Here is a 13,080-nt window from a genome sequence, read left to right on the forward strand (position 1 = left end):
GAGCGCGGGCGAAAAACAAAGCAAAAAATGGCTGCCGTACTTGGCAGCCACAAACAGCATTTTTGAATATCAAAACGTTTTTCGCAGCCAGGAAAGCAGCGCCCAGCGTCTTTCCGTCCGGCGCTTGTAGGCGGGCAATCCCCGGTATACTTCTGTCGCCTCGCGAAAAGACGCCTTCGCCTTCTCTTTTTGCTGCAGCTCATCGTACACCACGCCGAGCTTGAAGTACACCTCGCACGACGACATGTTCATCTTCGCCAGCTCTTCCAAATATTCGAGCGCCTTTTCCCGCTGCTGGCGCTTTGCGTACTCTTCCCCGACAATCAGATGCGGCTCCCCGTATCTGACGCGCGGATTGAGCTCCAGCGCCTGTCCGATTAGCTCCAGCCCTTCCTCCATCCGCCCTGTTTTCAGCAAGCAGATTCCTTTGTCGCACAAATATTCGGGCGAGTCCTGCATGGCGGCCGTGATCCCCTCCAGGTAGGAGAGCGCTTCGGCGTACTGTCGCTTTTCCATGTGCAGACGGGCCGCTTCCAGCTTGGCAGGCGTGTCGTGCGGATTCAGCCTGAGCTGCGTGCGCAAAGCCCCCAGTCTTCGCCAGCGTCGATACGGTCTGGTGATGTCAGGCAAAAGCCGGACAAAGTACCGGTCCAGAAAGTAGAGCACCAGCAAAACAACGAACATGGCGATAAATGGATTTCCGATCAGCCACCACAAGGCAGAAAACAAAAACAGTTTCCCCAAAGAAAATTCCCCTCGTTCCTCTCTTTTTTCCTTTACTACTATATGAGCCTGCCAACCTTATTGTCAAATATTGTTAATCATATGAAAGGTTACTACGATAGTGGTTGTTATTGCTCTCGGTATGGGTTACTATAATCGTAGTAACCATTTAGAAAAAGGAGGTTTGCTCGCCACCGTGAACATGAAAATTTACATCCTGGCCATCGCCGCCTTCGTGGTAGGAACAGTAGAGCTGATTATCGGCGGCATTTTGGACATTATCGCGGAGGATTTGCAAGTCTCCATCAGCACAGCAGGCTGGCTGATTACGATGTTTTCCGTTGTCTTTGCGCTATCTGCTCCGATTTTGCTGACCGTCACGGCAAAGACAGAGCGAAAAGCATTGTATTTGTGGGCACTGGCTGTTTTTCTTGCCGGAAACGTCATTTCCTGGCTCAGTCCTCATTATTCGATCCTGATGTTTGGACGAATCCTTTCCGCAGCGAGCGGTTCCTTGATTATCGTGCTGTCCATCACCATCGCTTCCTCCATCGTCCAGGAAGCGTACCGGGCGCGAGCGATCGGGGTCATTTTCATGGGCGTGAGCGGTTCGCTCGTGCTGGGGGTGCCGCTTGGCCTTGTCATCGGTCATTCGTTTGGCTGGCGCGCGCCGTTTTTGCTCATCTCGCTTTTGACGCTCGTCTCCATGATCGGCATTTCCGCCTTTTTGCCAAAAATCCCGGCACGGCCTTCGATTCCGCTCAGGGAGCAGCTTTTGACGCTGAAAAAGCCGAAGATCATCAGCGCGCAGTTGACGTCCGTGTTCATGCTGACCGGGCATTTGACGCTGTACGCCTATTTCACTCCGTTTTTGAAAACGGCTTTGCACCTGTCTTCCGGCTGGGTCAGCATCGTCTACTTTATTTTCGGCATCTCCGCTGTGCTCGGCGGCGGCGTTGGCGGCTGGGCGGCAGACAAGCTCGGTTCGACGAAAAGCATTTTGGTCATTATCGCCTCGTTTGCTGTCGTGATGTTCCTCATTCCGGCAGTGACGTTTTCGCTCTATCTGTTCCTCGTCACGATGATTGTCTGGAGCATGCTCAGTTGGGCGATCACGCCTGCACAGCAAAACTACCTGATCGAGACGGCTCCCGAATCGTACGAGATTCAGCAAGGCTTGAACACGTCCGCCCTGCACATCGGCATTGCGCTCGGCTCGGCGGTCGGCGGCTTTGTCGTTGAGCATCATTCGGTCACAGATACGGCCTGGGTAGGCGGCATCTTCGTGCTGATTGCCTTTGGCTGCGCTGTTTTTTCCATTACAAGACCGGCTTTGGCCAAGCTTGGTCAGTCTATTACTGTTTAAGAGTCTATTACTATCTTAGGAGGTGTACGCCGTTGCGCTTAGGAGTGATCCTTTGCTTGCGACTCGCTGGCGCGACGGCCTTTTCATGAGCACACACATTCAAGCCAAACCAGGTGAAATTGCAGAAAGCATCCTGCTGCCGGGCGATCCGCTGCGGGCCAAGTACATCGCCGAGACGTTTCTTACAGACGTGACCTGCTACAACCAGGTGCGCGGCATGCTCGGCTTTACGGGTACCTATCAAGGAAAACGGGTGTCCGTGCAAGGGACAGGCATGGGCGTTCCGTCGATCTCGATTTACGTGAACGAGCTGATCCGCGACTACGGCGTGAAAAATTTGATTCGCGTCGGAACGTGCGGCGGCATTCAAAAAGACGTGCATGTGCGCGACGTGATTATTGCCATGACGGCCTGCACGGACTCGAACATGAACCGACTGACGTTCCCCGGCTTCGACTACGCGCCGTGCGCCAATTTCGATCTGTTGCAAAAAGCGTACAACGCAGGCGTGGCCAAAGGCTTGCCCGTGCGGGTCGGCAACGTGCTGACGGCCGATGTGTTTTATCGGGAAAGCATGGAGCCGGTGAAAAAGCTCGGCGACTACGGGGTGTTGGCTGTGGAGATGGAAACGACGGCGCTTTATACGCTTGCCGCGAAGTACGGCGTCAACGCGTTGTCGATCCTGACGGTCAGCGACCATATTTTCACGGGCGAGGAAACAACGGCAGAAGAGCGGCAGACGACGTTCAACGACATGATTGTCATGGCGTTGGAGGCTGTTATTGCCGAGTAAGGCATCATAATGACACACGTAAAAGGGATCTGCGCTTGCTGGCAGGTCCCTTTTTGCTAGACGCCCCTTCCTCGGCACTGCAATAAAAGCAATACAGCCGCTTGGCAGGACACCGTTAGCAACAAGGCTCCGGCTTTTTTCGCAAGAACCTGCGAGCTTCTTTGGACTGGCGGGACTGGCGAGCTACGGCGAAGCAATTTCTCGGCTTTCGCACACATTAGGCAGGTGTCCGCATATGGTAATCAGGGAGAGCAATACTCGTGAAAGGAGCAGCACGATGTACCCAGCGTATTATTATCATCCCTGGCACTCTGCCGTCGTGCCGGTCAGTTGGAATCAGCCGTATTGGGAGCATTACTGGTTTCCGCCCTACCCCCACTTGCCCGCCAGATGGGACGGCGACTGGAATCGCGTTGAGCTGAAAGACTACGGCCCTCATCCACTGGCGATTAACATCGATGAGGCGGCGAAGCAAAATCCGAACTACCGCACCGCCCTGTGGACAGGGAACCATTTGCAGGTGACACTGATGAGTATTCCTGTAGGTGGGGACATTGGTCTGGAAATCCACCCGGACACCGATCAGTTCCTGCGCATCGAAGAGGGCCACGGGCTTGTGCAAATGGGGCCGAGAAGAGACAAGCTGGACTATCAGGTCAGACTGAACGACGACTTTGCCGTAATGGTCCCGGCAGGAACGTGGCACAACATCATCAATATTGGAAATGAGCCTTTAAAGCTGTACTCAATCTATGCGCCGCCCCATCATCCTCGCGGAACGGTGCACAAAACAAAGGCGCAAGCCACAGCAGAAGAGCGGCATCATTCCTGACCGGGAATGCGTCAGACTGAAAAAATCCCAATTTCTCGCGTGGATAACGAGAAGTCGGGATTTTTACGTTTGGGATGGCAAACAGATTTCGCGGCAGGGCGGCGAGGTTAGTGAGCATGCCCGCCTTCAACGCTGTCAGGTTCAATATTCAATAACGAAGCTGCATCAAAATGCTTCGGATCTCGTCGTCATTCATCATTAAATCGTAATGCTTCCGGCTGATTTTTGCCAGGGCGAGGTCGTGGTAGAAAAATTCCGTAAATACTTTGACAAACGGCTTGGACATTGTCTTGATCGCTTGCCACGACTGGTTTTCCTCACAGGCAAAAATCACTTCGCGCTCGTCGATAATCAGCAGGCGAAAGCGCTCCAGGGTGTGGTGCTCTGCTGCCGGAATCAGCGTATGCACTTTGGCGATATTCGGCTTCAGCGATCCGACGACGAGCACTTCCACGTCTACTCCGTCCGCTTCTTTCTGTTCCAGAAGCGGCAAATACTCGACCAGATCGTCTTTCCACGCCGAGATGCGGATGGAGCTTTTCGCTTCCTGGATCATCTGCTTGCTCTGCACGCGAATCGACGTTTCAACCTTCAGACTCCAAACCAAATCCTCGGAGTAGGATTTTTTGCGGGACTGGATTTTCAACTGCTTGATGTTGTCCTGAAACTCGGCTGTCAGCTTTTCGATGGCAAGCGGCAGGGGCAAGGCGCTGTAGAGCTTTTTCTTTTCCGATACCGAATCCAGCACCATGCCTTTTTCGATCATGCGCGACAGCACTTCGTATATTTTTGCTTTTGGCACGCCGGAATACTTCACGATTTTCGTCGCGTCCAACGGTTCCTCGCTCGACACCAGCGCCTCAAAAACTTTGCTTTCATACTGCGAAAAACCAAATTTTTGTAGCATGCTTCCTCCTGCCCGTATCAACTGGTTATTTATTTTCTATGATAAAGCATAGTTAGCCGCAAAGCCACTGAGCCTTGCCGAATTGACAGGCGTCTGCCTTCCATGTATGCTGGTAAAAGTCCGAAAAAGGGTTACTCCATAAGTAGTAACTAAAATTCAAAATCGTTGCACTTCTCTTTCAAAACGCTTTGAAAGCGGCTCCACAGGCCAGAAAGGGACGTGTACTTTACGCAGCATGAGATATTTGTAAATGATTGGGAGGCAGAAAAGTAGCAATGAATGTCGTTTTTTTGTTGACGGGTTTCCTGTTTGTGTTCGGTCTGGGTTTTGCGCTCAGCCATAATCGCAGAGCTATCCGGCTAAAGCCGATTCTCATCATGATCGCCACCCAGCTCGTGCTGGCTTTTCTTTTGCTGAATACCGGGCTTGGGATTGATCTGATTCTGCTTATTTCCAAAGGCTTCGATGCGTTGATGAAGCTGGGGATCAGCGGGGTGGACTTCGTGTTTGGCGGACTGGAAAACAACGGCGCGTCCAGCTTCTTCCTCGATGTGCTGCTGCCGATTATTTTTATCTCCGTACTGATCGGGATTTTGAACCATTTCAAAATTTTGCCGCTGCTCATCCGCTTCACCGGCTTCGTGCTGAGCAAGCTGAACGGAATGGGCCGACTGGAAAACTACATCGCTGTCTCCTCTGCTTTTCTCGGCCAATCGGAAGTGTTTCTGACGACGAAAAAGCAGCTCGGGCTCGTCTCCACCAAGCGTCTCTATACGCTGTGCACCTCTGCCATGAGCGCGGTGAGTATTGCCATCGTCGGGGCGTACATGACCATGCTGGAGCCAAAATACGTGGTCGTTGCCATCGTCGTGAACATCCTGTCGGCGCTGATCGTGGCGAACATCATCAACCCGTATGAGCTGACAGCGGAAGAGGACTTGATCGAGCCTGAGGAAGAAGCAGAAAGACCTGCCTTTTTCCAGATGATTAGCGAGAGCATCGTGGACGGGTTGAAAATCGCCGTTATCGTCGGGGCAATGCTGATCGGGTTTATCGCCCTGATGAATCTGGTCAACGAGCTGTTTTTGCTGATCTTCGGCATTTCCTTCCAGGACGTGCTCGGGTACATTTTCGCTCCTGTCGCCTTTTTGATGGGGATTCCCCAGGCGGAGATCGTGACCGCTGGCAGTATCATGGCAACGAAAATCGTCACGAACGAATTCGTCGCCATGCTGGACTTCAAGGAAATCGCCAGCAGCCTGTCTGCGAAAACGGTCGGTATTGTCTCGGTATTTCTCGTCAGCTTTGCCAACTTCGGCTCCATCGGCATCATTACAGGCTCTGTGCGGGCATTGAACGAAAAACAGGGCGATGTCGTGGCGAAATTCGGCTTGAAGCTGCTGCTTGGCTCGACCCTCGCCTCTGTTTTATCCGCAACGATTATCGGTGTCTTTTTGTGAGCTGACTTTTCTTACACGAAAAAACAGGCATGCCATGCAGCTATGCCTGTTTTTTCGTGTGTATCCTTCGTTTCATCTGGCAAGGAAAGCAGATTCCGCCGAAACGACGGCGGCCAAACGCAGCTCAACCCTTGTCCCTTTCCCTTCTGTCGAGTACACCTCGATCTGTCCGCCCATTTCCTCGATCAGCTTTTTGCAGACAGAAAGGCCGATACCCGTACCCTTTTCCTTTGTCGTATAAAACGGTTCAAACAAATGTTTCTTGCGCTGCTCGGAAATACCGCAGCCGTTGTCCTCAATCGTCACGCAGACCGTAGATTCGGATGCCAACAAGCTGGTGTGGACCCGGACAATTCCGTTTGTCGCTACTGCGTCCATTGCGTTTTGAATCAGGTTGTGGCAAATTTGCTCGACATGGTCCGGAATTGCCCAAACCCGGACAGGCTCAGGCCAATAATGAAAATACAAGTTCACATCTTTTTCAACCAGGTAATGCTTGGCCAGCTCATGCACCCGATCCAGCAGCGGATGCAGCTCGACGATTTCATTGCGGTTGTTCACCGCTTCATTTTTGCGGGCCAAAATCAAAAAGCTCGTGACCAGCTTGTCCAACGTTTGCACCTCGTGCTGGCAAATTTGAATGTACTCGACAAAGCGCTCCCTGTCTGCTGCAGAAGGATTCTCCTGTTCCAGACTTTTTCGCATCAGCTGCAGAAAGCCGCAGATGGTCGTCAACGGATTGCGCACCTCATGCGCCATGCCGGCAGCCATCTGCCCGATGATCCCCAGTTTTTGCTTGTGCAAATGGCTGATCTTCTGATCTTTGCTGGCCATGTATCCGCGCATCATGTGGTGGTAGCGCACGCTTAACACTTCGTGCAGGCGCGACAACAGCGTTTCTCTGGCCTGTGCCTCCGTGCAGGCTCGCCGTACGCCCTCATACGCATGGTGGCGGAGGTTGTACATCGCTTGGAGCAGCACTTGCTGCGGGATTTCTTGCTCCGCCCACTTCTCCCCCAACACGTACGACTTTCTCGGCAGCTCCTGCAAATACTTCGTGTACTCACCCTCCTCCGCGAACAGTTGCTGCACCGCTTCCGTCAGCAAACCGTGAATCCCCATCCGCTGCTGCTGCTGAAACTTGCGATAGTAGCGGGAAACCGGCTCTCCGTATGCAAACATCTCGTTCATATGCAGCTCCACGATTTCCTCCGCAGCAATCAGCAATGGCGACAGCCATCTGTCCCTGACCGAAACCCACTCTTCGTCACTCATGTTTCCCTCTTGCCCTTCACCATATTTTCCCAACCAAAGGACAATTCGCTAAACCGGGACAGGTTCCTTCTCGCACATTAATAAAAATTGATATGCCTGCACTCCTTATGCACAATCGCGCGGCAAAACGCAAAAAAGAAGTATCCAACCCAGCATGGAATACTTCTGTGCACTCAAGAATATTCAACTGATTTGGCTGACCGCCGGCTGGTACATGGAAACCGCGTCACACGACCGTCTGCAAAACACGATGGGGACGCGTTTTTGCTTCGCCAGCTTCTTGATGTTTTTGCTGAGACTGTGGCTGACGAAGTTGATAAAGACGAGAACCAGCTCCGTGTCGGCAGGAATCGTCGCCTTTACGTCCGATTTTTTCCGGCCGGATACGTGATATACATTGCGAAACCCTTTATCCTGCAACAAGCTCTCGATTTCCCCTACCCGATCTCCACCTACTACAAGAACGCCTGCCATAACAAAGCTCCTCCTCTCTATTCTCCCGTCAGTATCAGTCTGTCATGTGCCATTTGCCTGTCTGTCGCTGCTATCTTCCTGTTCGTGCCTGTTTGACTTCGTCTTTCGCCTTTCCAGCAGGGAGCCTGTATTTTTCGGTCCGCTCGATCTGAACCACCTGCGAATCGTGAACCACGATATGAATGGAACCGTATTCCAAGCTGTCCAATGCACGCGCGATTTTTTCCCACAACCGTTCATCCAGGGCAGTTTCTTTCTTTGTCATATGGTGGTCACTCCCTCCCTGTTTTTTGCGAAAAAATCATTGTGTATTATTCCTACCCATTTACTTTGTTTTGTTCCCTAATGATACCTCTCGCTCCCCTTTTCTGTCAATGAGAGCCGGGGCTTCGAGAGGCTGCGCAAATCCGGTATCGCGGGTATCCATGTATGTCCATTGCCTTTGCACGCTGTGTGGTTGTGTGGGTACTTCACCTCTTTTTACGGTTGATAGCAGAAAAGACTCCCGCCCAACAAGACATGCTGGTTGCTTGCACAGGAGCCTTCGGTAGTCCGATCAGCTATTCAATAAAAACCGATATGCTTACTATGATTTATATCGAGTTTATCATACGCTGTCTCTTTTGGTCAATGCCTTTGCTTCCCTTTTTCGCAGAAGCCAGACCAGATGACAGGCGACGAATCTGTCCCGGCTTACTTTGGGCTTCCCTTGCGAAAAGCCGGGGCCTGCCCGGTGCTCATCTCCATCGCCTGCGAGCGGCGCGTGTGGAACTTGCAGTCTGCGGGTGGATTGGCGGGGCGCAGCAAGCCCGTGGTCCAGGAGTGCCTCGCCCAGCGCATCCCCGCTGCGAATGAAACGGTGAAAACTCACCGCCAGTCGATGACTCGCCGCCTGTCCCTTTCCCGTTTTTGCGCAAGCGCGGCGGCGGCCTCGGCCATGAGCGCCATTCCTCTGTCGATCCTGGCGGCATCCGTCTGAATGATGCTGAGGCGCAGCCCGTTGTCGCCAGCAAAGCTCGGCAAGTAGTTTTGCTCCGTGGAGCACACCCGTACATGGTGCTGCTGCAAGGCCGCGGTCATGTCGGAGGCCGCGATCCCTTCCGGCAGGACGATGGTCGTAAAAATTCCTCCGTGCGCCGCGACATATCGGAAGCCCAAACTTTTGTCCAGATGGCGGCGGCATGCTGCATCCAGTGCTTCCATCCGCTCCCGGTAGCGCTCCCTGACCATCGCCGCATGACGTTCGTACATGCCGCAGTTCAGGTACAGTTCCAGAGCAGCTTGGGACAGGACCGACGTGCTGGAATCAATCGAGGCTTTGAACAGGCGAAACGTCTCCACAAGCGACGGCGGCAACACAACCGCAGCCAGTCGCAGTCCCGGCAGCATGATCTTGGAAAAGCTTTTGACGTAGATGACGTGTCCCGCTGAATCGTAGCTGTAGATCGGATCGGCCTTCGCCTTCGTTTCCATGTCAGCCAGGTAGTCGTCCTCGACGACAAATACCCCGTAGCGCTTTGCGAGCCTGGCGATTTGTTTTTTCTCCTCGGCCGCATAACTTGTCCCGAGCGGATTGTGATAGCGCGGCATCGTATAAAAAAACTTGATCGGATTGTTGCGAAAATGTCGCTCCAGCTCGTCCAGGTCGATGCCTGCCGCAGTCCGCGCGATCCCAAGCGTCGTTACGCCCAGAAGCCGCAGCGAACGCAGCATGCCGTGAAACGTGGGCTGTTCAACCAGCACCGCGCTTTTTCCGTTGGGAAAAGGCATCGAGGCAAGCAGGTGCAAAGCTTGCTGCGCGCCTGAAACGACGCAGATTTGCGACGGATGCGCGAATACTTGCGAACTGGCGAGATGCTTCTCCAATTCGCGGCGCAAAGAGGCAAAGCCTTGTGGATCGCAGTAGGTGAAAAGCTGCTCCCTGTACAGCTCGATGGCGCGGTTGAGACAATGCTGGAAGTCTTTGTACGGCATGACCTCCGGATCGGGACTCGCCGCTGAAAAATCAATGTGCTCCTCTGAGGGGCGCGCGCTTTTTTGCGAGCGAAGCACCGCGTAATAACCGCTTTTTGGCACAGAGTAGATCAGGTGCTCTTTTTCCAGCTCCTGATAGGCCCGGATCGCCGTGTTGATGCTGCAATTCCACAGCGCCGAAGCTGTGCGGATCGAAGGCAGCTTCTCTCCCGGCCGTATTTTGCCCGTCGCCAGTTGCTCCTTGATCTCGCGCTTGACTGCTTCGTATTTTGTCACCATCCTGTCCCCCTTTCTCCGCTCTGTGTGGGTACAGATGCGCTTTTTTGGCGTAGCTCTCTTTTTGTTCCTTACAGTATAGTGAATCGTAAGTCAGGCAGTAAACAGGAAAATGGGAGGGGTACAGATGGAATGGAAGCACGGCGAATGGCCTTATACGATAAGCGATGACAAGGCTTTGCTCGACGAGGACAAAATTTGTGCGTGGTTGGCTACCACCTATTGGGCCAGCGAGCGTCCGTGCGAAATCGTGCGCAAAAGCATCCAGCAGTCGCTCTGCTTCGGATTGCACCACGAAAGCGGACAGGTTGGATTCGCCCGGGTCGTGACGGACTACGCGACTTTTTCCTGGGTGTGCGATGTCTTCGTCGATCCGGCGCATCGGGGAAAAGGGCTTGGCAAGTGGCTGATGGAGATCGTCATCCAACATCCGGCGATTCGTCATACGAATATGACATTGGCTACGCGGGATGCGCATGGACTGTACGAGCAGTATGGCTTTGTGCGCAGGGAGATGATGCGGAGGCAGGCAGGGGCTGTGTGAGTGGGGGAAGGGTTGCTTGGTTTGGGGTGGGCGTGCTTGAGAGGCGGGCACAAGTTTATGGAAAATGGGGGCGTCCAGCAGTTAGTTCACACTGACTGACTGTCTGGACAGCTCCTGTTGGAGGGGATCAAGAGATTGGTTTGTTGGTTTTAATGTGCGATTTTGTTGTCGGGGGTGTAAATGGGCTTACACAAAATTCCTAATGCATTCGATTAGATTACCGCATCCCGTCACACTATCTGGGTGGCAGGATATGAAAAATAAATCAAATTTGCTTGGCTTTGTTATCTCCCACCCACTAATTGGGCGGTGCGTGATGCGCAGTAGTCGGCATCCCCCACCATTACAACGGAATGATCCCATCCTTAATAGCTTGAGCGCATGAATTTATTGATTTTCTTAGAAATGCACTAAAACTGTCCCAAACTAAAACAGGAGGACCGTCCCCCTCGACATACTGATAAACTGGAGGGTCATTGCCTTCTGATATAACAAAGAAACTGAATTCATACCCTTGATGCATAGAAAATACAAAAGCATCCGTTGGTAAGATATAGGTTTCTTCGTTTTCCGCCAATAAATCTTCAGCTTCCTTTCTTAGTTCTAAAAGATCATCTACATTTCGAAATAATATATCAGTTCCTTGAAAAAGTAACCCTGCATCATGACCAATAGCCAAAAGAAACTCTCGGTATTGGTTTGGTAATTTTGACCCTAATACTTGTTCACATTGTTCTACTTCCGATGTGGTAAAACCTTGAATTTCGTTATCATTTGCAATTTTATTTTCAATCAATAGACTGACTATTTCTTTCTTATCCATTGATATCACCTACTTTTACTTGGTCCATGGCTTATTATAACCTCAACATTAGGAAACTGCTCTTTAAACTGTTTTATCACACCTAAACACGATTGGCAAAATGGTAGTTCAGAGAGTGTGAGTCAAGCCATAGTGGGCAGGATTTTTTTGTCTCCAAAATAAGACTTCTGGTTTCCTCTTCTTGAAAGCGCTTTATTTTTGTATGATTCCTTTCTTCCACTCGATTTTTGCCTCATCCGCGAAGGGCTTTTAAGGCCAGCCCGGTAGGGCTGCTTTGATATGGCCCGTGCAACAGGCGGATCGTCCCGTTTATATAGCCTTTTGCCTGCTCTTTCACTTCCCGTAGCAAGTCCTTCACTCGGACCATTGGGTTGGGCTGTAACACTTGCTTCTTCGCTATCGCCTGGCCGCTCAAACGACTTCCCTCTTGTCGTGCCATAATGGCTCGCAACATCGCTTGTACTCCCCGTACACTCCAACTGTAGCCGCCTCGTTTGGTCCTTTTTGCCATCACCCGCATTTGCGCTTCCGCACTCCCCATTGGACGCATGCCCGTCGTGTCGATACCAGCTTCACCCAGAACCTTTCGATAGTCGATAAGATGCCTTCGATGCCGCCGTAAATAGGCCACGTATTTCCGCCATTCGTTCCGGTGCTCTTCCAGAATCTTTTCCTCCGGTACGGACTCTACTGTCGCCAGCAAGATATCCGCTTCAAAGGCCACCAACGCCTGCCGTACCGTCTGCCACGTCTCTGGCAACTGACCCAGGAATCGGCGCAATTCTCGCGCCACATGAAAGCGATCCAGTGTGTAAATACAGCGGTGAAAGTAGGATTCGCATTCTCCAATCCAATTGGCCCCATCCCCATTGACTACGATCCATGTGTTTTCATCCATGTCGTAATGACGAACCAGAAAGTCGCCAAACCCTTCCCAGAACTCTCCCTTCGTCGTATGCAGGTAATGGCGTTTCGACCTAAGCCGCACTCGGTCCCCCTCTTGTTCCCATCCTTCGTGCACAATCGCCATTCGATTTTCCATTCCCCGCTGGCGCTGCCTCTGCAATGAGGTGTAAAGTCCATCCACTTCCACAAACAATACGCGAACCGACCTTCGGGTCGCTTTCGACACGATGGTTGATGCTTGTTCAACCCGCGTGATTAGTTTGTCCCGAATGGCCTCATGGCTCAGTACCCGATACCCCAGTAACGCTTCCAAGCGTTTTGCGCTGTCCCGGTACGAGGGGCCTTGGCTAGCAAATTCGATCGCTATCTCTTCCAAAAACGGGCTTAGCTTCTCCCGCCCGTCAAAGGCCAGCATACGATCCAACAAATACACATGTTGACCCTTCACGCGATCCTGATACAATCGCCGTTTGAATCGAACCGTACCAAAGAGCGTGTCGATCTGGACTTCTCGTTGGTCCTTCAGCCGAAAGCGTGAATGATCCCGTTGATGCATCAGATACTCGTCCAACGCTTCCAAAATATAAGCCATACCGGCAGCGAACTGTTCCTGCAACGTTCGAAACAACAACGTTTCAAGCTCTTTCATTGTGGGAAATTCCGTGGTAAACTTGCTCACAGGGTTTCTCCTCCTTGGTGTGTTTGGTTTTGGCGCTTTACACTTTAC

14 protein-coding genes and 1 pseudogene are annotated in these 13,080 nt (G+C 52.1%); 5 read left to right on the forward strand and 10 right to left on the reverse strand.

Translation table 11 applies throughout. From position 1 onward, the window contains the following. Positions 1–69 precede the first annotated feature (69 nt). Positions 70–744, reverse strand: a complete 675-nt coding sequence (locus tag AAFJ72_RS17065; protein ID WP_432774896.1) for a tetratricopeptide repeat protein — start codon at positions 742–744, stop codon at positions 70–72. Between the two features lie 175 nt (positions 745–919). Between AAFJ72_RS17065 and AAFJ72_RS17070 the strand changes: the two genes are divergently transcribed. The 3 genes from AAFJ72_RS17070 to AAFJ72_RS17080 all read left to right on the forward strand — a co-directional run bounded on the left by AAFJ72_RS17070 (position 920) and on the right by AAFJ72_RS17080 (position 3,714). Then, on the forward strand, positions 920–2,089 hold the full coding sequence (locus tag AAFJ72_RS17070) for an MFS transporter (RefSeq protein WP_432774897.1): 1,170 nt from the start codon (positions 920–922) through the stop codon (positions 2,087–2,089). 85 nt (positions 2,090–2,174) lie between these two features. Then, positions 2,175–2,882, forward strand: a complete 708-nt coding sequence (deoD, locus tag AAFJ72_RS17075; RefSeq protein WP_432777213.1) for a purine-nucleoside phosphorylase — start codon at positions 2,175–2,177, stop codon at positions 2,880–2,882. 277 nt (positions 2,883–3,159) lie between these two features. Then, entirely contained in the window at positions 3,160–3,714 is a 555-nt protein-coding gene (locus tag AAFJ72_RS17080) for a cupin domain-containing protein (RefSeq protein ID WP_432774898.1), read from the forward strand. A gap of 148 nt (positions 3,715–3,862) precedes the next feature. Here the strand turns inward: AAFJ72_RS17080 and AAFJ72_RS17085 are convergent, their stop codons facing one another. Continuing rightward, complete coding sequence (locus AAFJ72_RS17085) at positions 3,863–4,621, reverse strand: TrmB family transcriptional regulator (protein WP_122903071.1); 759 nt, start codon at positions 4,619–4,621, stop codon at positions 3,863–3,865. 275 nt (positions 4,622–4,896) lie between these two features. Here AAFJ72_RS17085 and AAFJ72_RS17090 point away from each other — a divergent pair, with 275 nt between their 5' ends. Then, on the forward strand, positions 4,897–6,081 hold the full coding sequence (locus tag AAFJ72_RS17090) for a NupC/NupG family nucleoside CNT transporter (protein WP_122903072.1): 1,185 nt from the start codon (positions 4,897–4,899) through the stop codon (positions 6,079–6,081). 72 nt (positions 6,082–6,153) lie between these two features. Here AAFJ72_RS17090 and AAFJ72_RS17095 read toward each other — a convergent pair whose 3' ends face one another. The 5 genes from AAFJ72_RS17095 to AAFJ72_RS17115 form a co-directional block, all read right to left on the reverse strand. After that, positions 6,154–7,356 (reverse strand): sensor histidine kinase, encoded by a 1,203-nt coding sequence (locus tag AAFJ72_RS17095; RefSeq protein ID WP_122903073.1) that lies wholly within the window; start codon positions 7,354–7,356, stop codon positions 6,154–6,156. A 183-nt stretch (positions 7,357–7,539) separates the two neighbouring features. Further along, a complete protein-coding gene (locus AAFJ72_RS17100; protein ID WP_122903074.1) occupies positions 7,540–7,830 on the reverse strand; it encodes a DUF2325 domain-containing protein in 291 nt (96 codons plus the stop codon). 70 nt (positions 7,831–7,900) lie between these two features. Next, complete coding sequence (locus AAFJ72_RS17105) at positions 7,901–8,095, reverse strand: YezD family protein (protein ID WP_432774899.1); 195 nt, start codon at positions 8,093–8,095, stop codon at positions 7,901–7,903. A gap of 342 nt (positions 8,096–8,437) precedes the next feature. After that, the gene (locus AAFJ72_RS17110) at positions 8,438–8,701 is read right to left on the reverse strand and encodes a hypothetical protein (RefSeq protein WP_246005713.1); all 264 of its coding nucleotides are present in this window, start codon (positions 8,699–8,701) and stop codon (positions 8,438–8,440) included. Beyond that, on the reverse strand, positions 8,698–10,083 hold the full coding sequence (locus AAFJ72_RS17115) for a PLP-dependent aminotransferase family protein (RefSeq protein WP_432774900.1): 1,386 nt from the start codon (positions 10,081–10,083) through the stop codon (positions 8,698–8,700). The genes AAFJ72_RS17110 and AAFJ72_RS17115 overlap by 4 nt, the downstream gene beginning before the upstream one ends. A 124-nt stretch (positions 10,084–10,207) precedes the next feature. Between AAFJ72_RS17115 and AAFJ72_RS17120 the strand changes: the two genes are divergently transcribed. Next, positions 10,208–10,624 (forward strand): GNAT family N-acetyltransferase, encoded by a 417-nt coding sequence (locus AAFJ72_RS17120; RefSeq protein WP_122903077.1) that lies wholly within the window; start codon positions 10,208–10,210, stop codon positions 10,622–10,624. Positions 10,625–10,967: 343 nt separating this feature from the next. Here the strand turns inward: AAFJ72_RS17120 and AAFJ72_RS17125 are convergent, their stop codons facing one another. From AAFJ72_RS17125 to AAFJ72_RS17135, 3 genes and pseudogenes are all read right to left on the reverse strand, one after another. Then, complete coding sequence (locus AAFJ72_RS17125; RefSeq protein ID WP_122903078.1) at positions 10,968–11,447, reverse strand: SMI1/KNR4 family protein; 480 nt, start codon at positions 11,445–11,447, stop codon at positions 10,968–10,970. A gap of 5 nt (positions 11,448–11,452) precedes the next feature. Then, positions 11,453–11,551: pseudogene (locus tag AAFJ72_RS17130) on the reverse strand (hypothetical protein); the annotation flags it as partial. 128 nt (positions 11,552–11,679) lie between these two features. Beyond that, complete coding sequence (locus AAFJ72_RS17135; RefSeq protein WP_122906863.1) at positions 11,680–13,032, reverse strand: ISLre2 family transposase; 1,353 nt, start codon at positions 13,030–13,032, stop codon at positions 11,680–11,682. Between the last annotated feature and the right edge of the window lie 48 nt (positions 13,033–13,080).

Source organism: Brevibacillus gelatini, from assembly GCF_050920745.1.
Taxonomy (GTDB): domain Bacteria; phylum Bacillota; class Bacilli; order Brevibacillales; family Brevibacillaceae; genus Brevibacillus; species Brevibacillus gelatini.

Excerpts from the sequence above, each read along its gene's own strand:
- deoD (WP_432777213.1), top strand. The coding sequence starts at position 2,175 with ATGAGCACACACATTCAAGCCAAACCAGGTGAAATTGCAGAAAGCATC.
- AAFJ72_RS17080 (WP_432774898.1), top strand. The coding sequence starts at position 3,160 with ATGTACCCAGCGTATTATTATCATCCCTGGCACTCTGCCGTCGTGCCG.
- AAFJ72_RS17085 (WP_122903071.1), bottom strand. The coding sequence starts at position 4,621 with ATGCTACAAAAATTTGGTTTTTCGCAGTATGAAAGCAAAGTTTTTGAG.
- AAFJ72_RS17090 (WP_122903072.1), top strand. The coding sequence starts at position 4,897 with ATGAATGTCGTTTTTTTGTTGACGGGTTTCCTGTTTGTGTTCGGTCTG.
- AAFJ72_RS17095 (WP_122903073.1), bottom strand. The coding sequence starts at position 7,356 with ATGAGTGACGAAGAGTGGGTTTCGGTCAGGGACAGATGGCTGTCGCCA.
- AAFJ72_RS17100 (WP_122903074.1), bottom strand. The coding sequence starts at position 7,830 with ATGGCAGGCGTTCTTGTAGTAGGTGGAGATCGGGTAGGGGAAATCGAG.
- AAFJ72_RS17105 (WP_432774899.1), bottom strand. The coding sequence starts at position 8,095 with ATGACAAAGAAAGAAACTGCCCTGGATGAACGGTTGTGGGAAAAAATC.
- AAFJ72_RS17115 (WP_432774900.1), bottom strand. The coding sequence starts at position 10,083 with ATGGTGACAAAATACGAAGCAGTCAAGCGCGAGATCAAGGAGCAACTG.
- AAFJ72_RS17120 (WP_122903077.1), top strand. The coding sequence starts at position 10,208 with ATGGAATGGAAGCACGGCGAATGGCCTTATACGATAAGCGATGACAAG.
- AAFJ72_RS17125 (WP_122903078.1), bottom strand. The coding sequence starts at position 11,447 with ATGGATAAGAAAGAAATAGTCAGTCTATTGATTGAAAATAAAATTGCA.